Below are 18,832 nucleotides of genomic sequence, written 5' to 3' on the forward strand. Positions count from 1 at the left end.
CAACGGCACCCGAACGGCCCCTACAAGCAACTGGCACGGGCGCGGTCCAGACTTCCCGGCATTGCGTGTCACCCGCCGATCGGAGCTGAGATCCGATGACCGAACAGACAGTTTTCCCTGGCCTTTCCGCCTTTTGGGAACGGCAGCTCACGGACCTCCCGGAGCCGCCGGACCTGCCCTTCGCGCCTCCGACCGCCCCTGCCGGGGAAGCCCGTGCGGATCTGCCATGCGACTCGGTCGAGCCGCAGGTCAGCTCGTTGGCCGGCCTGTTCGCGCTGCTGCACCGTTGGGTCGGCGGCCGGGACCTGCTCGCCGAGACGCCGGCCGCGCCGACCGGCCCGGGACGCTGGCTGCCCGTGCGGGTCCGGTTGCCCGAGGATCCCACGTGGACCGAGCTGCGGGACCTGGTCCGAACGGCTCTGCGCGAGGCCCGGGAGCACGACGCGGAATTGCCCGAAACGGTTCCCGACTATCGGCCGGTGGTATCGATTAGCTCCGATCAGGCGCCCCCCGGTTATCGGGGTGCGGTGCGGCTGCTGATCGACGACACCGACGAACGCCCGGCGGCCACGGTGAGCCACCACCCAGGGTCGTCGATCGGGGCGGCGTTGGCCGTGCTGCTCGCCCGGGCGCAGGAGCGGCCCGGAGCGCGCCTGTCCGACCTCCCGCTGCTCGACCCGGCGACGGAACGGCAGGTGGTGATCGACTGGAACGCCACCGACACCGACTACCCGCGCGAAAGGTCGGTGCCCGACCTGTTCGCCCAGTGGGTCCGGCAGACCCCGGATGCGCCCGCGCTGCGCGACGGCGAGAGGGTCCTCGCCTACCGGGAGGTGGACCGGCGTGCCGACCACCTGGCGGAGCGTCTGCGCCGGCTGGGGATCGGCGCCGAGACGCTGGTCGGCATCTGCCTCGCAGACACCACCGCCTGGGTGATCGCCGCGCTGGCGACGCTCAAGGTCGGCGCCGCGTACCTGCCGCTGGACCCCGGATACCCGCCGGAGCGGCTGGCGTTGATGTGCCGCGACGCCACACCGGGAGCGATCCTGCACACCGCCGCGCTGGCCGACCGGCTCCCGGACGACGACACGCCCCGGATCGTCGTGGACCGGCTGCCGGCCGACGACGGCCCGGCGGACCCGCCGGCGGTGACCATCCATCCCGACCAGCTCGCGTACGTCATGTACACGTCGGGCTCCACCGGCCGCCCCAAGGGCACCGGGGTCAGCCACCGCAACATCGTCCGGCTGGTCCGCGACACCAACTTCGTCGACGTACGCCCGGACGACGTGATGGGACAGGCCGCCACGATGTCGTTCGACGCGGCGACCCTGGAGGTGTGGGGCGCCCTGCTCAACGGCGCCTGCCTGGCGGACCTGGACATCAACGACGTGATCGTGCCGGACCGGTTGCGCGCCCGGCTGCGCGACACCGGCGTGACGATGATGTTCCTGGCCACGTCCGTGGCCCGGCAGGTGGCGACCGAGGCGCCGGACGCCCTGGCCGCGCTGCGCTACCTGACGTTCGGCGGCGAGCAGGCCGACCGGACGGCAGTGGACCGGCTCCGCGCGGCCTGTCCGGACACGACGCTGGTCAACGGGTACGGTCCGACCGAGGCCACCACCTACACCACGACGTACGACTGCGCCCGGCTCACCGCCGTGGACCCGATCGTGCCGATCGGCGGCCCGGTCGCCAACACCCGGGTGTACGTGCTGGACCGGCTCCTGCAACCGGTGCCGCCGGGCGTGCTCGGTGAGCTGTTCATCGGCGGGGACGGGGTGGCCCGCGGCTACCTCGGCCGCCCCGACGCGACCGCCGAGAAGTTCGTGCCCGACCCGTTCGGGCCGCGCACCGGGGGTCGGCTCTACCGCACCGGCGACGTGGTCCGGCAACGCCCGGACGGGTTGATCGAGTTCGTCGGCCGCTCGGACCACCAGGTCAAGATCCGCGGGTACCGGGTCGAGCCGGGCGAGGTGACCGAGGCGCTACGCGCTGGCGGCCTGCTGCGGGACGCGATCGTGCGCGCCGACCGCGACGCCGCCGGAGACGCCCGACTGGTCGCGTACGTCGTGCCCGACGACGGGGTGCGCGTCGAGGCGGTCCGGGAGCGGGCCCGCGAGCAACTGCCCGATCACCTGGTGCCGGCCGTGTTCGTGGTGGTGCCGCGGCTGCCGCTGAACCGCAACGGCAAGGTGGACGTCGCGGCGCTGCCCGCGCCCGACGCCGCCGCGACAGGCGACGACGACGCTTTGCGGACACCCACCGAGCGGGCGGTGGCCGAGATCTGGCAGGACGTCCTCGGCGTGCCGGTGCGCCGCCGCGACGACGACTTCTTCGACCTCGGCGGGCGGTCCCTGAAGGCGACCCGGGTCCGCTCCCGGCTCGCCGCCGCGATCGGCGCGGAGGTGCCGCTGCGGCTGATCTTCGACCACCCGACCGTGGCCGGGCTGGCCGCCGCGGCCGACGAGATCAGCGGAGTGCCGGTCGAGCCCACCGAAGCGGCCCTGCCGGTCGCGTCGGACGGGCCGCCACCCGCCGACCTCGCCGGCCTGCTCGACCAGCTCGAACAGGGGATCGCCCGATGATCGGAGCCCTCACGCCCGCGCAGTTGCGCCAGCGCGTGGACGCCCTGCCGCCCGAACGGCGGCGGGCGTTCCTCGCCGCGATCCGCGCCGACGGCGACCGGTACGGCATCCACCCGCTCACCGCCGCCCAGGAGTGGATGCTGCTGCTGGCGCAGCTCCGCCCGGACAGCCCGGCCTACCACGTGCCGTACCGGGTGGACCTGCGTGGCGACCTGGACGTGGCCGCGTTGCGCGGCGCGCTCGACGAGGTCGTGGCGCGGCACGAGGCGCTGCGCACGGTGTTCGTGCCGCTGGACGGGCAGTCGTACCAGCTCGTCCTGCCGCCGACCGGTCTGCCGCTGGTGGTCGAGGACGTCGCGCCGGAGCGGATCGACGAGTACGCGGCCGCCGAGGCGGTACGCCCCTTCGACCTGGCCCGGGGGCCGCTGGTGCGGGCCACCCTGTGCCGCACCGGCCCCAGCGACTTCGCGCTGCTGCTCTCCCTGCACCACGTGGTGTGTGACGGCTGGAGCATGGGTCTGCTCTTCGAGGAGCTGTCGACGGCGTACGCGGCCCTGCGGGAGGGGCGGCGTCCGGCGCTGCCGCCGGTGCCCCGGGACGTACCGGCCGTGCTGGCCCAGGACCGACTGCTCGGCCCGACCGAGCTGGCCCGGCGGCTGGACTGGTGGCGCGACGCGCTGACCGGCGCGCCGCCGGGGCTCGACCTGCCGACCGACCGGCCCCGCCCGGCCGAGCTGGAGGACGCCGGCCACGAGATTGAATTCTCCTGGCCACCGGAGCTGGCCGACCGGGTCGCCGAGGCGGGCCGCCGCACCGGCGCGACGCCGTACATGATCTTCGCGGCGGCCTGGGCGGCGTTGCTGCACCGCCGCAGCCAGCAGCCGGACCTGCTGATCGCCACCCCGGTGGCGAACCGGCAGACGCTCGACAGCGAGACCGCAGTCGGCTTCTTCGTCAACACCCTGGTGCTGCGCAGCCGGGTCGACGGTCAACTGACCTTCGCCGCGCTGCTGGATCGGCTGCGGGACTCCGCGCTGACCGCGCTGACCGACCCGGTGCCGTTCGACGCCCTGGTGCAGGAGCTGCGCCCGGTCCGCGACGCCGGCCGGCACCCGCTCGCCCAGGTGATGTTCGCCGTCGAGGACGGCTGGGAGCAGCGGCTGACCCTGCCCGGGGTGAACGTGCTGGCCAGCGGTGAGACGCCCACCGGCACGTCCATGTTCGACCTGACGCTGACCGTCATCCCGTACGAGGGCCGCATCGACGGGCGGATCGAGTACCGGACGCGGCTCTTCGACGAGTCCACCGCCCGGGCGCTCGCCGACCAGCTCGACACCCTGCTCACCGCCGCGCTCGCCGCCCCGGACACCCCCGTGGACCGGCTGCCGCTGCTCGACGCGCCCGCCGGACGGGAGCTGGTCGACCGGTGGGCCGCCACCGCGCCCGCGCCGCAGGGCCAGCCGAGCCTGGGCGAGCTGGTCGCCCGCCGGGCCGCGGCGACACCGGAGACGGTCGCCCTGGCGTACCGCGATCAGGCCCTGACCTACCGGGAGCTGGACGCGCGGGCCGACCGCCTGGCCCGGACCCTCGCCGCCCGGGGCGTGCGGGCCGAGACGACCGTCGGGGTCTGCCTGCCCGCCGGCCCGGACTGGGTGGTCACGTTCCTCGCCGTACTCCGGGCGGGTGGGGTCTACCTGCCCCTGGACCCGCAGTTGCCGGCGGCCCGGCTGGCGCACCTGCTCGCCGACTCCGCCGCCGCCCTCGTGGTCACCACTGCCGACGCGGAGTTGGCGCTGCCCACCACCGGCGTGCCGTTGCTGCGCCTCGACGAGCAGCCGACGGCCGTCGACGCCGCGCTCCCGACGGCAATCCACCCCGACGCCGCCGCCTACCTGATCTACACGTCCGGCTCGACCGGGCTGCCCAAGGGCGTCCTCGGCACCCACCGGGGGCTGAGCAACCTCGCCGCCGCGCAGGCCCGGCTGGTCGGCGTCCGGGCCGGCGACCGGGTCCTGCAGTTCCACTCGATCAGCTTCGACGTGGCGCTGTCCGATGTGGTCACCGCACTCACGGCGGGCGCCACGCTGCGCCTGCTCGGCCCGGACGAGCGCACCCCCGGCCCCGACCTGGCCGCCGCGCTCACCCGGCACCGCGTCACGGTGGCCGACCTGCCGCCGGTGGTCCTCGACGCGCTGGACCCCGCTGCAGTGCCCGACCTGCGGATACTCACCGTCGGCGGCGAACCCTGCGCCCCGGACGTCGCCGCCGCCTGGTCGCGCGACCGGCTCCTGATCAACGGGTACGGCCCCACCGAGGCCACCGTCACCGCCACCGCCGCCCACTGCGCGGCCACCGACACCGAGCTGCCGATCGGCCGGCCGCTGACCGGGGTCCGCGCCTACGTGCTCGACACCGAGCTGCGGCCGGTGCCACCGGGGGTGCCCGGCGAGCTGCACCTCGGCGGGGCCGGGGTGGCCCGCGGCTACCACGGCGACCCCGCGCTCACCGCCGGGCGCTTCCTGCCCGACCCGTACGCGCCGACACCGGGGGAGCGGATGTACGCCACCGGCGACCTGGTCCGCTGGCGTGCCGACGGGCAGTTGGTCTTCCTCGGCCGGGCGGACAACCAGGTCAAAATCAACGGCTATCGGATCGAGCTGGGTGAGGTGGAGGCCCAACTGCGGCAGTGTCAGGGGGTGCGCCGGGCTGCCGCCGTGGTGCGGACCGACGTGCCCGGCGGTCGACGACTGGTCGGCTACCTCGTCGGCGACGGGTTGGCGATCGACGAGCTGCGCCAGAGCCTGCTCCGGCGGTTGCCCCGCTATCTCGTGCCGAGCGCCTTCGTGGTGGTCCCCGACCTGCCGGTGACGTCCAGCGGCAAGCTCGACCCGTCCCGGTTGCCCGCCCCCACCGTGGCCCGCGCCGACCTCGGCGCCGCGTACGTGGCACCCGACGGCGCTGTCGAACGGGCCATCGCCGACACCTGGCGGCAGGTGCTCGGGCTCGACGACGTCGGCGCGGACGACAACTTCTTCGACCTGGGCGGCACCTCACTGCTGCTGGCGCGGGTGCAGACCCGGCTCACCGAACGGCTGGGCCGACCGGTGCCCGCCGTCGAGCTGTTCCGCTATCCGACCATCGCGCTGCTGGCCCGGTTCCTCGACGGCACGGCAGCCCCGACGACCGCACCGGCCGGTGGCCGGCGACGAGACGAACGCAAGCAGGCGCTGGCCGACCGGGCCCGCCGGGCCCGCCCGGTGCCGGCGGGGGAGGGACGAGCGTGACCGACCAGGAGACCGGACTGGAGATCGCCATCGTCGGGATGGCCGGCCGCTTTCCCGGCGCCGCCGACATCGACGAGCTGTGGCAGCGGATCCTCGCCGGGGAGGAGACCATCACCCGGTTCACCGACGCGGAGCTGGCTGCCGCCGGCCTCAGCGAGGAGGAGCGGCGGCACCCCGACCACGTGCCGGCGCACGGCGCGCTGGCCGACATCGACCGGTTCGACGCCGGCTTCTTCGGCTACTCGCCCCGCGACGCCCGGCTGCTCGACCCGCAACAGCGGCTCTTCCTGCAGACCGCCTGGACCGCCCTGGAACGCGCCGGTCACCTCGCCGGGAACCCCGACCGGCTGGTCGGCGTGTACGCCGCCGCCGCGGCCAGCGGCTACCTCCTGCACCACCTGTTCCGCAACCCGCGGCTCGACTCGGTCTCCGAGTACGAGCTGATGCTCGCCAACGACAAGGACTCGCTGCCCACCCGGGTGGCGTACCACCTGGACCTGCGTGGACCCGCCGTGGCGGTGCAGACGGCCTGCTCGTCGTCTCTGGTCGCCGTGCACCTCGCCGCGCAGGCGTTGCTCGCCCGCGAGTGCGACGTCGCGCTCGCCGGCGCCGCGCACGTCCTGCTGCCCACCGGCACCGGCTACCGGCACGAGGCCGGCGGCATCATGTCCCGCGACGGGCACTGCCGCCCGTTCGATGTGCGCGCCACCGGAACCGTGGGAGGCGACGGCGCCGCCGTGGTCGTCCTGCGCCGGCTGGCGGACGCCCGCGACGACGGCGACACGGTGTACGCGGTCATCCGCGGCTCCGCGATCAACAACGACGGCCGGATGAAGGTCGGCTTCACCGCGCCCGGTGTGGACGGTCAGGTCGCCGCGATCCGGGCCGCCCAGGAGGTGGCCGAGGTCGACCCCGCCACGATCGGCTACGTCGAGGCGCACGGCACCGGCACCGAGCTGGGCGACCAGATCGAGCTGCGCGCCCTGGCCGAGGCGTTCCGGGGCGCAGATGCGAGCCCGGGCGCGGACGGCGGTCGGGGCACCGACGGAGGCCGGTGCGCGCTCGGCTCGGTCAAGTCGATCCTCGGTCACCTCGACGTCGCCGCCGGGGTGACCGGGCTGATCAAGGCCGCGCTGGCGCTGCATCACCGGGTGGTGCCGCCCAGCCCGTACTGCACCGACCCGCACCCCGAGCTGGCCGGCGGGCCGTTCCACGTGCCCACCACCGCGCAGCCCTGGCCCGACCTGGGCACGCCGTCCCGTGCGGCGGTCAGCTCCTTCGGCATCGGCGGCACCAACGCCCACGTCGTGCTCCAGGCCGCCGAACCGGCGGATCACCTCCCCGACGACGGCCGCTCAGCGCATCTGCTGGTGATCTCCGCCCGGGACGCCGACGCGCTCGACCGGGCCCGCGACCAGCTCGCCACCCACCTGAGCGAGCACCCCGACGTGCCGCTGGCCGACGTCGCGTACACCCTCGCGCGCACCCGACGGGAGTTCGGCCACCGGCTCGTCACCGTCGCCCGTGACGCCACGACCGCCGCCGCCCAACTCGCCGACCGTGACTCGACGCTGGTCCGCACCGGCGTCGCCACCGGCACGCCGGCCGGCGTGGCGCTGCTCTTTCCCGGGCAGGGCGCGCAGTACGCGGGAATGGGCCGCACCCTCTACCGCACCGAACCGGCCTACCGGGAGGCCTTCGACCGCTGCGCCGACCTGCTGCGCCCGCACCTCGACGTGGACCTGCGCGCGCTGCTCTGCCCACCCGGCGACGCGGTCCCGGCCGCGCCCGAGCTGGACGAGACCCGGCTCACCCAGCCGGCCCTGTTCGCCGTCGAGTACGCCCTCGCCGAACTGCTGCGCCACCAGGGCGTACGTCCGGCCGCGATGGCGGGGCACAGCCTCGGCGAGTACGTGGCCGCCTGCCTGGCCGGTGTCTTCACCCTGCCCGACGCGCTCGCCACCGTCGCCGTCCGCGGCCGGCTCATGCAGGCCCAGGCGCCGGGCTCGATGCTCTCGGTGGCCCTCGGCGTCGACGAGGTGACGGCGCTGCTGCCCGCCGGAGTGGAGGTGGCCGCCGCCAACGCGCCGCGCCTCACCACCGTCTCCGGCGAGACCGCCGCCGTCGCCGCGCTCGCCGCCGACCTGCGCGGGCGCGGGGTGGCCTGTCGGGAGGTACGCACCTCCCACGCGTTCCACTCGGCCCTGATGGACCCGGCCCTGGCCGGCTTCGCCGCGCACCTGCGGGAGGTCCCGCTGCGTCCGCCCACCCTGCCTGTCGTGTCGAACGTGACCGGCGGCTGGCTCACCGACGACGAGGCCACCGACCCCGACTACTGGGTGCGGCAGCTGCGCCGTCCGGTCAACTTCACCGCCGCGGCCACCCTGCTGCTCGGCGAGCGGTACGCGGTGCTGGAGGTCGGCCCCGGTCGCACCCTGGCCACCCTCGTCCGGCAGCACGACGCCGCACGGGGGGTGCCGGTGGTGACCAGCCTGCCCGCCGAGCGCACGCCGACCGGCGAGGACGACGCCGTCGCCCGGGCCGTCGGCCGGCTCTGGCTCGCCGGGGCCCCGGTGCGCTGGCCCGACGGCCGCGCCGACGGACGACGTCGGGTACCCCTGCCCACGTACCCGTTCGCGCGTGACCGGCACTGGGTTGACGCGTACCGGCCGGGACCCGTTGCCGCCGACGAGGTCACGCCGGTCACCGCGCCGCCGCCACCGGCCCCGGCCGGATCGGTGACGGCGGGATCGGTGGCGGCGACGGCCTCGACGGGGGACGAGCCGTACGAGGTGGTGCGGCGGATCTGGGCGGACCTGCTCGGCGTCGACGAGATCGGCCCCGACGACGACTTCTTCGAGCTGGGCGGGCACTCGCTGCTCGGCACCCGGGTGGTGGCGCGACTGCGCGACGCGCTCGGTGTCGACCTGCCGCCCGCCGCGATCTTCGAGTCACCCACCCCCGCCGCGATGGCCCGTACCGTCGCCGCGCTGGCGGGGCCCGCTCCCGCCGTACCCCCGGCGATTTCCCCGCCCACGGACGGCGACCTCACCGACCTGCTCGCGGAGATCCGGGCGTTGTCCCCGGAGAGTCTCGCTCGCGAGCTGCACCTGGCCCGACACGAGGAAGGCAACCCCGATGGCTGACGAACACCGCGTGGTGGTCAACGACGAGGAGCAGTACGCCCTGTGGCCGCGGCACAAGGAGGTGCCGGACGGTTGGCGGGACGCCGGCTGCGCCGGCAGCCGCCAGGAGTGCCTGGACTTCGTGACGCGCACCTGGACTGACATGCGTCCCCGCAGCGTCCGCGAGCACCTGGCCGCCGGCTGAGCGACCGGTCACCGGCCCGCCGAGCGGCGTCGGTGACCCAATGACGTGCCCGCGCCGGGCTCAGCGACGGCGCAGGGCCGGGTCGAGCAGGGCGGGCGGGGTGTCGAACTTCTCGTGTGCGGCGAGGTCGACGCCCGGCGCGACGATCGCGTCGATCGCGTCCAGCACGTCGGCGGAGAGCACGGTGTCCGCGGCGGCGAGCTGGGAGTGCAGGTGGTCGATCGTGCGGGGACCGATGATCGCGCTGGTCACGGCCGGGTGCGCGGTGACGAACCCGAGCGCGAGCTGGATCATGGTGAGGCCGGCCTCGTCGGCGACCTTGGCCAGTTGCTCGACGGCGTCCATCCTGGCCTGGTTGGCCGCGAGTGCGGTGTCGAAGCGCTCCGGCAGAAGCGTCGACCGGCTGGTGGTGATCTCCCGGCCCGCCCGGACCGCGCCGGAGAGCCAGCCCGAGGCGAGCGGGCTCCACGCCAGAACGCCGAGGCCGTACTGCTCGGTCACGGGCAGGACGTGGGTCTCGATCCCGCGTTGCAGGATCGAGTAGCTGGGCTGTTCGGTGACGTAGCGGCTCAGGTGGTGCTCCCGCGCGGCCCACTCGGCCTGCACGATGCGGTACGCGGGGAAGGTCGACGAGCCGAAGTAGCGGATCTTTCCGGCCCGCTGCAGGTCGGTCAGCGCCGACAGCGTCTCCTCGTCGCTGGTGGTCGGGTCCCACCGGTGGATCTGGTAGAGGTCGACATGGTCGACGCCGAGGCGGCGCAGGCTGTTGTCCAACTCGGTGACGAGCCAGCGGCGTGAGCTGCCCCGGTGGTCGCGCCTGTCGCCCATCGGCATGCCGGCCTTCGTGGCCAGCACGATGTCGTCGCGGCGGCCGGTGATCGCCCGGCCGACCATCTCCTCCGACTCGCCCTGGCTGTACATGTCGGCGGTGTCGATCAGGTTGACCCCGCCCTCCAGGGCGGCGTCGACGATCGCGGTGACCTCGTCCTGGCTGGTGCGTCCCAGCTTGCCGAAGTTCATGGCGCCCAGCACGAGTGTGCTGACCTGGACGCCGGTGCGACCCAAGGTGCGGTACTGCATGGTTGTTCCTCCGTGCTCAAGGGGCGTGGTTGGCCGTGGCCCACCTGCTCTGGCATCCTGAACAAGTGGAACCATGTTCCGCTAACCAATATACGGAACACTGTTCCGTTTGCCAACAGTGATCATGGGAGGTCGGGCGCAGTGGCCGACATCGACAGCGGATCGACGTCACCGCGACCGCGGAAGCGGGCGGACGCGCGGCGCAACGAGGCGACGCTCCTGGACGCCGCCGCCGCGGCCTTCGTCGCGTCCGGCGTCGACGTGCCCGTTCGCGAGATCGCCGCCACGGCGGGCGTCGGCGTCGGCACGATCTACCGGCACTTCCCGACGCGGGCGGACCTGATCGTGGCCGTCTACCGACACCAGGTCGAGGCCTGTGCCGAGGCCGGGCCGACGCTGCTGGCCGCCAGCGGCACCCCGTACGCCGCCCTCGCGCGGTGGATCGACCTCTTCGTCGACTTCCTGGTCACCAAGCACGGTCTCGCCCAGGCGTTGCAGTCCGACAACGTCGCCTTCCAGGCTCTGCACGGCTACTTCCTCGACCGGTTGGTGCCGGTGTGCGCCCAACTGCTCGACGCGGCCGCGGCGGCGGGCGAGATCCGCACCGACCTGAGCCCCGTCGAGCTGCTGCGCGGCGTCGGCAACCTCTGCATCGGCGCGGGCGACCCCCGCTACGACGCGCGCCGGATGGTGGAGATCCTCATCGCAGGGCTGGGCGTCCGGTAGCCACCGTCGGCACCGTCTCGACGCCGCTGGCAGGCCCCCCTCTGCTGCCTGTAGAGCTGCCCCATGCCTGGGGCGGCTCGCGTCGCCCGGAGATTGGGCGCGCCCCCGCTCGGGGGTCCGCCGCACCGAACTGTCAATGTAATGTTGACGGATGACGACGACGCCGTTGGCCGGCCTGGCTGAGGTGCGCGCTGCTCGTGCCCACCTGGACGAGCGGGAGGCGGAGCTGATCGACCGGGCGCGCCACGACGGCGCGACCTGGGCGCAGGTCGCGACGGCGCTGGGGCTCGGCAGCCGGCAGGCCGCCGAGCAGCGCCGTCAGCGCCTGGCGGCCGCGCGACGTGCTCGGCGACACGACCTCGACCGTGGCTACCCGTCGCAGATCGCGGCGTTGCGGGGCGCGGTGGCCGACCTCGGGCGCTGGATCGCGGCGGACCGGCGGTGGGACTCCCGCTTTCCTCGGGCGGCACTCGTTCGGAGCACAGTGGAGGCCGCCCTGGACGCCGCCCCGGGCTCGCTCTACGCGCTGGCCCTGCACCTCCGCGCCGACCTCGAAGCCGCAGGCGACCGGCTGCCGCCAGCGGTGCGAGTCATGGCGTCGACGGTGGACACCGTGCTGTCAACGAGCCATTGACATCGCCCGACGCCATTGCCTGAGACTGGCTCAAGAATCAGGATGTGAGTCAACTCGGCTCAACCTGGAGGGCTCATGCGGCGCAACGCGGGTCTGTTCGTGGCGATCTCGCTGCTGTCCGGCTTCGGCAGCAGCGCCATGTCCCTGGTGGCCGGCATCTGGATCCTGGACCTCACCCGCTCCACCGGTCTGGCCGCACTGGTCGGGCTCTGCGTGTACGCCCCGGTGCTCGCCGGCCCGTGGCTGGGCGGCCTGCTCGACCGGGCGCCCCGACGGGCGCTGGTGATCGCCGTCAACCTCCTGCTGGCAGCCGCGCTGCTGGCGCTCCTCGCCGTCCGCGGCCCGGGGCAGACGTGGGTCATCTTCGCCGTCTCGTGCGCCTACGGTGTCAGCTACGTGCTGATCGACGCGGGCGAGACGGCGCTGCTGCCGTCCGCGCTGTCGCCGACGGACCTCGGCGACGTCAACGGGTGGCGGTCGAGCGCGCATGAGGGCATGAAGCTCGTCGCCCCGCTGGCCGGTGCGGGCCTGTACGCCTGGCACGGCGGCCACGCGGTCGCCGTGCTGAGCGCGGCCATGCCGCTCCTGGTCGCCGTTCTGTACCTGGCGGTGCGCCTGAACCGGACGCCGCCCGAACGGCCGACGCGGCGGCATCGCGGCCTGCGCGCCGGGCTTGCGGTCCTGCTCGGACAGCGGACGATCCGCGTACCGGTCGTGCTCGCGGCCGTGTCGATCGCCATGTCGGGCTTCACGACCGCGGCCGTCTACGCGGTCGTCGTCACGGAACTACGCCTTCCGACCACGTTTCTGGGTGTGCTGGCCAGCGCGCAGGGCGCCGGCTCGATCCTCGGTGGACTGGTCGTCGGCCGGCTCCTCACCCGACGGGGCCCCGCCGCCGTCGGCGTCGCCGGAACGGTGCTGTTCGCCGTGGGTTGCCTGGCGCGCTGCCTGCCCTGGTGGCCGGCCACGGTCGCGGGTGCCGTCGTCGCCGGCATCGGGCTGCCGTGGACCCTGGTCGCGGCGGTGACCGCCGTACAGACGCACAGCCCGGCGGCGCTGCTCGGCCGGGTCGCCGCGACGGCCAACACCGCGATGTTCGGCCCGCTCGTCCTGGCGATCCCGCTCGGCTCCGCCGCCGTCCATTTCGGTGGCCGTCCGCCGCTGATCGCCGCCGCCGTGCTCTGCCTGACCGCCGCGGTCACCCTGCGCCCGCCCAGGCCACGACAACCCGAAGCGAGCGCCCCGCTCGTGATCGTTGGCAGCTGAGCGGTACGACACGCCGGCTCCACCACTGCTCAGCTGCCAACGATCACTACCGACAGATGGCGTCAAGGGTGCGACGGGCTGCGAGGGACCGAGATCGATCCGTGGCCGTACCGCCGCTGGGGAGGTATCGGCGGTCGTTAACGTTCCGCCATGCGTCCAGCCCTGTCGCCCCACCCTCCGTCGGTTGACCCACCTCCGAAGGCCCAGCGCACCGCGTGGATCGTCGTGGCCGCTCTCGTCGTCGCGTGCCTGGGCGCACTCGCCCTGCCGGTTGGCGGCTTCCTGCTGTGGATGTACACCGGGCCGGACGTGGACGAGCCGCGCGCGGCGGCCGACCAGTTCGTCCGTCGACTGGAGAGCAACGACGACGCCGCAGCTCACGATTCCCTGTGCCGGGAGATCAAGGCACGAACCGACCTGGCAGCGTTCACCGCGGCGGTGGAGCGCCTCGGCCGGCCCGTGTCGCACACCATGGGTCGGGCCGTCTTCACCAACGAGGCCGGAAACAACGCCTCGGTGACCGTCGAGCTGACCGGCCGGACGGGCCAGACCACCAGGCTCGACCTGTACCTGACATCGACGACCGGCTGGCAGGTGTGCGACGAGTCCTTCGGCTGACGGCCGTATCACTCCTCGGCGAGGTGGTCGGGGGACTCCAGCGCGGCCTTCACGGCCTGGAGGAAGGCGACCGCCTCCCGGCCGTTGACCACCCGGTGGTCGTAGACGGCGCTCAGGTTGACGTAGCGGCGCGTCACGACCTGGCCGTCCGCGTCCAGCGCCAGCTCGTCCTGGGTGCCGCCGATCGCCACCACGCAGGTCTGGCCGGGAAAGACGATCGGCCCGGCGAGCACCACGTCGGGGTCGGTGTGCAGGGAGACGACGATGGTGCCGCCGGCCAGCTCGCCGGCCCGGAAGCCCTCACCGCCGGCCCGGGAGCGGAAGTCCATCAGCGTCTCGGCGATCTCCGCGCAGGTCAGCTCCTCCACGTCGCGGACCACCGGGATGAACAGCCCCGTGCCGACGTCGATGGTGACGCCGACGTGGGCCGCCTCGGCCAGTCGTACGCTGCTGCCGTCGCCGGGTGAGGCGAAGAGCAACGGGTGGTCCTCGCGCAACCCACCGATGGCCTTGACCAGCAGCTCCGGCAGGCCGACCAGGGTGCGGGTGGCGCGGGTGAGCTGCCGGGCCACCGCGAGGGCGGCGTCGACCCGGACCTTGATGACGGCGAGCGCCGCCGGCACCTCGCGGTGGGACTCGGTGACCACGGCGGCCACGGCGCGCTGGGCGCGGGAGAGCGCGTGCACCGGGCGCGGATCGTCCGGCTCCGGGCCGTCGCCGGCCGCCAGCGCGGCGGCCGCGGCCACCACCACCGGCTCGGTCGCGGCCGCGGGCGCCGCCGACCGGTCGGCCAGCAGGCGTTCCACGTCGGTACGCCGCACGACCGCCTTGCCGAGGCCGCGCAGCTCGTCGTCGCCGAGACCGTGCGCTGCCGCGAGTTCCCGGGCCGAGTCGGTGAGCACCGGCCCGCCGGGGGAGACGTTCGGCAGGGGTACGACAGCCGGGGCGACCGCATCGGCGAGGAAGCGTTGCCGGGCCTCTTCGCTGTCGAAGACATGACCGATGACGTCGCCCGGGGCGCACTCCCGGTTGACCTCGACGAGCCGGTGCAGGACGCCGTCGCCGTCGCTGAGCAGCTCCTCGGCCGCCTTGGAGGTCTCCACCTCGGCGATCGGCTCGCCGGCGCGCACCTGCTCGCCGTTCTCGGCCAGCCAGTCGAGCAGGACGTACGTCGTGTCGTTGTTGTTGAGCTTGGGGACGACCAGGTCAGTCACCACTGACGACCTCCTTCACGGCCTGGCGGATGTCGGTGTCCTGCACCAGCACGGTGCGTTCGAGATGCGCGGCGGTCGGGATGACGCTGTCGGCGGAGTGCACGAGGCGTACCGGCGCGCGCAGCGATCCCCAGAGCCGCCGGTGCACGACCTGCGCCAGCTCGGCGCCCCAGGTGCCGCCGGCGGTGCTCTCCTCGGCCACCACCACCCGCCCGGCCCGCGCGATCGGCGGCAGCAGGGTGTCCACGTCCAGCGGCCAGAGTCGCGACGGCACCAGCACCTGGCAGACGATGTCGTCGCGCAGCAGCAGCTCCCGGGCCACCGACACCGCCCGGGCGGCCAACCCGCCGGGTACGACAAGCACGCAGTCGACCTGCTCCTCCTCGTCCACCCGGACCCGGGCGACGTCGGCGTCCGGGCCGATCAGGTCGTAGCGGAACAGCTCGTCCACCACGCCGTCGGCGTACATGCGGGTGGTGTAGAGGACCTTGTCCTCGAAGAGCAGACCCGGCCGGCCGGTGGCGAGCATGCCCGCGAGCACCGCCCGGTTGTCGTGGAACGGCGACACCTCGTGCAGGCTCAGGCCGGGGACGCCGATGAAGTGCTTCAGCGGGCTCTGGCTGTGCGTCGGGCCGTACCCCCGGTTGCCGCCGGTGGGGCAGCGCACCACCAGCCGCATCGGCACCCGCCGGCCGTACATGGCGGTGGACTTGCTGGCGAAGTTGAGGATCTGATCGAACGCCAGCGCCACGAAGTCACTGAACATGATCTCGACGATCGCGCTCTGCCCGGCCAGGGCCAGCCCGCCGGCCACGCCGACGATGCCGCCCTCGCTCAGCGGGGTGGACAGCACCCGCTCCGGCCAGCGCGTCGACAGTCCCCGGGTCACCTTGAACGCCCCGCCGTACGGGTCGACCAGGTCCTCCCCGAGCACGGTCAGCGCGGGGTCGTCGGCCAGCAGCGCGTGCAACGCCTGGTTGAGGTTCTCCACCACCCGCTCAGCCACGGTCGGCCTCCGCCCAGCGGCTCGCCGGTCGGCCGGCGACGTCGGCGACCACCTGCGCGACGTACGCCCGTTGTCGCTCGTCGTGCGCGCCGAACTGCTCCGGGTACGCCTGCGCGTAGCGGGCGTACCAGTCGTGCGCCCGCGCGTGCGCGATCTCCTCCGGGCGGCGGCTGTCGTCGCCCTTGCTGTGCGGTCCCACCCGGTGGGTGAGCAGTTCCACCACGTACGGCGTGGACCGCTCGCGGACCCGGCGCAGCACCGGCGTCAGCGCGGCCCGGACCACCTCGGTGTCGGTGGAGGTCACCCGCAGATGCTCCACCCCGAACGCCCGCGCCCGCCCGCCGATGCTGCCGGCGAGCTGCGCGTCGGTGGGCGTGGACTGGGCGATGCCGTTGTTCTCGACCACCAGCAGCAGCGGCAGCCCCCACAGCGCGGCCATGTTCAACGCCTCGTAGACGGCGCCCTCACCCCAGGTGCCGTCGCCCAGGTAGACAAGCGCCAGTCGGCCCGGCTCGGTGCGCTTGAGGTGCAGCGCCACCCCGGCGGCCACCGGCACGCTCTCGCCCTGCACCCCGGTCGACAGGTAGCGGTCCCGCAGGATGTGCTGGCTGCCGCCGACGCCGTGGCACACCGCGCCCTCGCGGCCCATCACCTCGGCCAGCAGGCCGTGCGGGTCGGCGAACCGGGCCAGGTAGTGCCCGTGACCCCGGTGGTTGCTGAACACGAAGTCGCCGTCGGTGAGCAGCGGGCGCAGCGCCACCGGCACGTACTCCTGGCCCAGGCAGGTGTGGGTGGTGCCGTGCAGCTCGCCCCGGCCGAACATGTCCAGCAGGGCCAGCTCGAAGTGCCGGATCAGCAGCAACAGGTCCAGGTCGGCGTCGGCGAGCCGGGTCGGCGCGATCGGCGGCGCCTCGGTGCGGGTGGCGGTCACCGGGATGCCCCGTCCAGCTCGCCGGCGACCAGGTCGACCAGTTCGCCGACCGCGCTCACCGCCAGGTACGCCCGCAGGTCCAGGCGTACGCCGAGGTTGTCCTCCAGCGCGGAGAGCAGACGCAGCGCCTCCAGGCTGGTCCAGTTGGCCAGCGACGCGAACCGGACGTCGGGCGAGATCTCCTCGGCCGGTACGTCCGCGACCTGCTCGATGAGGTCCGCGACGGTGGTGAACAGGTCAGGCACGGATGTCTCCCTCCTCCAGGGCGATCCACGCCGGCAGCAGCCGGGGCGGGGGATGCAGCGGCAACACGTGCCGGGTGGTGCCGTCGTCGACGGATGCCACGGTGAAGCCCGCGGACGGCCAGACGGCCCCGCCGGGCTTGTTGCGGGCGGTGGGCCGGAACAGGGCCTCCAGCCGGGTCGCGCCGGCGGCTCGGGCCAGCTCCGCCACCCGGTGCAGCGCCGCCTGCTCGACACCCCGGGAGAACACCCGGCAGCTGAGCACGAAGTTCTCGATCACCCAGGCGTCCGGGTCGTTCCGGTCCAGCCACAGGCCGCCCACCAGCCCCTCGGCACCGAACCGGTCGGTCACCTCGACGGTGAGCACCAGGTGGTCGGGGGAGTCGGCGCGCGCCCGGGTCTGCGCCTCGGTGTGCGCGCGCTCGGTCATGGTGAACTGGTTGGTGCGCAGCCCGAGCTGCGCGAGCCGGGGCAGGCTGTGCTCGTCGACCTCCCGGACGGTGACGCGCAACGTCAGCTCGTGCAGATAGTCGGCCGCCGAGTCGAACGTGGCGGCGAAGCGCTCCCGCCCGGCGCGGGCCCGGTACAGCTCGGTGCGTTCCCGGTCGGTGGCGCCGGTGGCCAGCACGGTGAAGTGCCCCTCGGTGAGCAGCCGGTTGGGAAAGCCCGCCGGGTCGCCGGCCAACTCCACCACCCGTACGGTCGGCAGTTCGCGGCGTACCAGCTCGCACTCGAACGGGCTGTCGTCGGCGAACACGACGGCGTCCAGGCCCAGGTTGAGGGTGGTGGCGAGCTGGCGCAGGTTCTCGTCCTTGCGTCCCCAGTTCACCGCCTGGGCGACGAAGTCGTCGGAGCGCAGCAGCAGGTCCGGATGCTGCGTGAACGCCTCCGCCACCAGCTCGGGGTCGTTCTTGCTGCACACCGCGAGCAGCACGCCCTGCCGGCGCAGCGCCAACGCGCGACGCTGCACGTCCCGGTGGCAGTTGCCCGGATAGTCGGTGCCCAGCCGGATGCCGGTGAGCCCGTCGTCGCCGAGCACGCCCGCCCAGAGGGTGTTGTCCAGGTCCAGCGCGAGCACCTTCGCCGCCCGGCCGAGGACCGCGCGGCAGAAGGTGGCGGCCTCGTGCGCGTACCGGCGCTCCACCGTGGGCGTCCACGCCATGCTGGCGAACCGGTACAGGCGCTCGTCGCGCACCGGGCCGTCGTGGTCCACCAGCAGCGTCTCCAGATCCAGGGTGTACGTCGTGTCCCGCCCGCCCAGCTCCAACAGCTGGGAGTTCAGCTCCCGCCAGATTCGGCCCAGCTCGGCCCGGCCCCGGAAGCTGACCAGGCCGCGGTGCTCCAACGGCGACAGCGGCACGGTGTGCAGCAGCACCGCGCCCTCGTTGCGCGCCGCGTACCCGCGCAGCGCGGCGGCGAGCACGCCGGCCCGTTCGCCCAGCACGTCGGCGAGGCCGGCCAGGTCGCCGGGGTCCCACTCGGCGGGCAGGAACCAGCCGTCGTGCAGCAGGCAGAGCGTGACGTCCGGCCGGAACTCGGCGAGCGTCGAGCGCGGGTCGCTGAGGTCGAGCACGAGCTGGTCGAAGCCGGAGACGTGGATCTCGGCGGCGATGCCGATCCGCAGCAGCGCCACCCGCAGCAGCGGTTCCAGCGTGCCCGGCGTGAACGTGCCGGTGACCGCGACCCGCAGCGGGCGAAGCGGGAAGTCGGGGCTGGCCAGCTTCTCGACGGGCACGTCGGCGAGTAGCCGACCGGCGGACGCGACGGTGGTGACCGCCGCGTCGTCCAGGTGGACCAGGCCGGGCGCCAGCTCCGGGTCGGCGGCCGCGTCGGGTCGGCGCAGCCGGCGGATCCGGTGCAGGACCTCCTCGACTCTCATGTTCGGTGTTCCTTCCCGTCGGGTGTGGTCCGGC

Annotated in this window: 14 protein-coding genes; 8 read left to right on the plus strand and 6 right to left on the minus strand. The window is 74.0% G+C overall.

Annotated elements, in window-relative coordinates; genetic code table 11:
* Window positions 1-257: 257 nt before the first annotated feature.
* From ABZT87_RS25115 to ABZT87_RS25130, 4 genes are read left to right on the plus strand one after another with little or no spacing between them, the layout of a single operon-like run.
* On the plus strand, window positions 258-2,588 hold the full coding sequence (locus ABZT87_RS25115; protein WP_355138522.1) for a non-ribosomal peptide synthetase: 2,331 nt from the start codon (window positions 258-260) through the stop codon (window positions 2,586-2,588).
* The gene (locus tag ABZT87_RS25120) at window positions 2,585-5,872 is read left to right on the plus strand and encodes an amino acid adenylation domain-containing protein (RefSeq protein ID WP_355138524.1); all 3,288 of its coding nucleotides are present in this window, start codon (window positions 2,585-2,587) and stop codon (window positions 5,870-5,872) included. The genes ABZT87_RS25115 and ABZT87_RS25120 overlap by 4 nt, the downstream gene beginning before the upstream one ends.
* A complete protein-coding gene (locus tag ABZT87_RS25125; RefSeq protein WP_355138526.1) occupies window positions 5,869-9,018 on the plus strand; it encodes a beta-ketoacyl synthase N-terminal-like domain-containing protein in 3,150 nt (1,049 codons plus the stop codon). The genes ABZT87_RS25120 and ABZT87_RS25125 overlap by 4 nt, the downstream gene beginning before the upstream one ends.
* On the plus strand, window positions 9,011-9,202 hold the full coding sequence (locus ABZT87_RS25130; protein ID WP_007461660.1) for an MbtH family NRPS accessory protein: 192 nt from the start codon (window positions 9,011-9,013) through the stop codon (window positions 9,200-9,202). The genes ABZT87_RS25125 and ABZT87_RS25130 overlap by 8 nt, the downstream gene beginning before the upstream one ends.
* A 60-nt stretch (window positions 9,203-9,262) precedes the next feature.
* Here the strand turns inward: ABZT87_RS25130 and ABZT87_RS25135 are convergent, their stop codons facing one another.
* Complete coding sequence (locus tag ABZT87_RS25135; protein WP_355066410.1) at window positions 9,263-10,282, minus strand: aldo/keto reductase; 1,020 nt, start codon at window positions 10,280-10,282, stop codon at window positions 9,263-9,265.
* Window positions 10,283-10,432: 150 nt separating this feature from the next.
* On the opposite strand from ABZT87_RS25135, the gene ABZT87_RS25140 reads away from it, so the two are divergent.
* From ABZT87_RS25140 to ABZT87_RS25155, 4 genes are all read left to right on the plus strand, one after another.
* Window positions 10,433-11,008: a TetR/AcrR family transcriptional regulator gene (locus ABZT87_RS25140; RefSeq protein WP_355138752.1), complete on the plus strand. Its 576-nt coding sequence runs from the start codon at window positions 10,433-10,435 to the stop codon at window positions 11,006-11,008.
* A gap of 151 nt (window positions 11,009-11,159) precedes the next feature.
* The gene (locus ABZT87_RS25145) at window positions 11,160-11,642 is read left to right on the plus strand and encodes a hypothetical protein (RefSeq protein WP_355138528.1); all 483 of its coding nucleotides are present in this window, start codon (window positions 11,160-11,162) and stop codon (window positions 11,640-11,642) included.
* A gap of 75 nt (window positions 11,643-11,717) precedes the next feature.
* Window positions 11,718-12,908: an MFS transporter gene (locus ABZT87_RS25150; RefSeq protein WP_355138530.1), complete on the plus strand. Its 1,191-nt coding sequence runs from the start codon at window positions 11,718-11,720 to the stop codon at window positions 12,906-12,908.
* 150 nt (window positions 12,909-13,058) lie between these two features.
* A complete protein-coding gene (locus ABZT87_RS25155) occupies window positions 13,059-13,526 on the plus strand; it encodes a hypothetical protein (RefSeq protein ID WP_355138532.1) in 468 nt (155 codons plus the stop codon).
* A gap of 8 nt (window positions 13,527-13,534) precedes the next feature.
* On the opposite strand, the gene ABZT87_RS25160 is transcribed toward ABZT87_RS25155, so the two are convergent.
* The 5 genes from ABZT87_RS25160 to ABZT87_RS25180 are packed head-to-tail and all read right to left on the minus strand — an operon-like array spanning window position 13,535 to window position 18,798.
* Window positions 13,535-14,740 (minus strand): 2-oxo acid dehydrogenase subunit E2, encoded by a 1,206-nt coding sequence (locus ABZT87_RS25160; RefSeq protein ID WP_355138534.1) that lies wholly within the window; start codon window positions 14,738-14,740, stop codon window positions 13,535-13,537.
* Entirely contained in the window at window positions 14,733-15,746 is a 1,014-nt protein-coding gene (locus ABZT87_RS25165; protein WP_355138536.1) for a transketolase C-terminal domain-containing protein, read from the minus strand. The genes ABZT87_RS25160 and ABZT87_RS25165 overlap by 8 nt, the downstream gene beginning before the upstream one ends.
* Window positions 15,739-16,677, minus strand: a complete 939-nt coding sequence (locus tag ABZT87_RS25170; RefSeq protein ID WP_355138538.1) for a thiamine pyrophosphate-dependent dehydrogenase E1 component subunit alpha — start codon at window positions 16,675-16,677, stop codon at window positions 15,739-15,741. Before ABZT87_RS25170 ends, ABZT87_RS25165 begins: the two co-directional genes overlap by 8 nt.
* A complete protein-coding gene (locus ABZT87_RS25175) occupies window positions 16,674-16,922 on the minus strand; it encodes an acyl carrier protein (RefSeq protein ID WP_355138540.1) in 249 nt (82 codons plus the stop codon). Before ABZT87_RS25175 ends, ABZT87_RS25170 begins: the two co-directional genes overlap by 4 nt.
* Window positions 16,915-18,798, minus strand: a complete 1,884-nt coding sequence (locus ABZT87_RS25180; RefSeq protein ID WP_355138542.1) for an HAD-IIIC family phosphatase — start codon at window positions 18,796-18,798, stop codon at window positions 16,915-16,917. The genes ABZT87_RS25175 and ABZT87_RS25180 overlap by 8 nt, the downstream gene beginning before the upstream one ends.
* Window positions 18,799-18,832 lie beyond the last annotated feature (34 nt).

Source organism: Micromonospora sp. NPDC005237 (assembly GCF_040607775.1).
Lineage (GTDB): Bacteria > Actinomycetota > Actinomycetes > Mycobacteriales > Micromonosporaceae > Micromonospora.

Coding starts and splice junctions, on each gene's coding strand:
- ABZT87_RS25120 (WP_355138524.1), top strand. CDS start 2,585: ATGATCGGAGCCCTCACGCCCGCGCAGTTGCGCCAGCGCGTGGACGCC.
- ABZT87_RS25130 (WP_007461660.1), top strand. CDS start 9,011: ATGGCTGACGAACACCGCGTGGTGGTCAACGACGAGGAGCAGTACGCC.
- ABZT87_RS25135 (WP_355066410.1), bottom strand. CDS start 10,282: ATGCAGTACCGCACCTTGGGTCGCACCGGCGTCCAGGTCAGCACACTC.
- ABZT87_RS25145 (WP_355138528.1), top strand. CDS start 11,160: ATGACGACGACGCCGTTGGCCGGCCTGGCTGAGGTGCGCGCTGCTCGT.
- ABZT87_RS25150 (WP_355138530.1), top strand. CDS start 11,718: ATGCGGCGCAACGCGGGTCTGTTCGTGGCGATCTCGCTGCTGTCCGGC.
- ABZT87_RS25155 (WP_355138532.1), top strand. CDS start 13,059: ATGCGTCCAGCCCTGTCGCCCCACCCTCCGTCGGTTGACCCACCTCCG.
- ABZT87_RS25180 (WP_355138542.1), bottom strand. CDS start 18,798: ATGAGAGTCGAGGAGGTCCTGCACCGGATCCGCCGGCTGCGCCGACCC.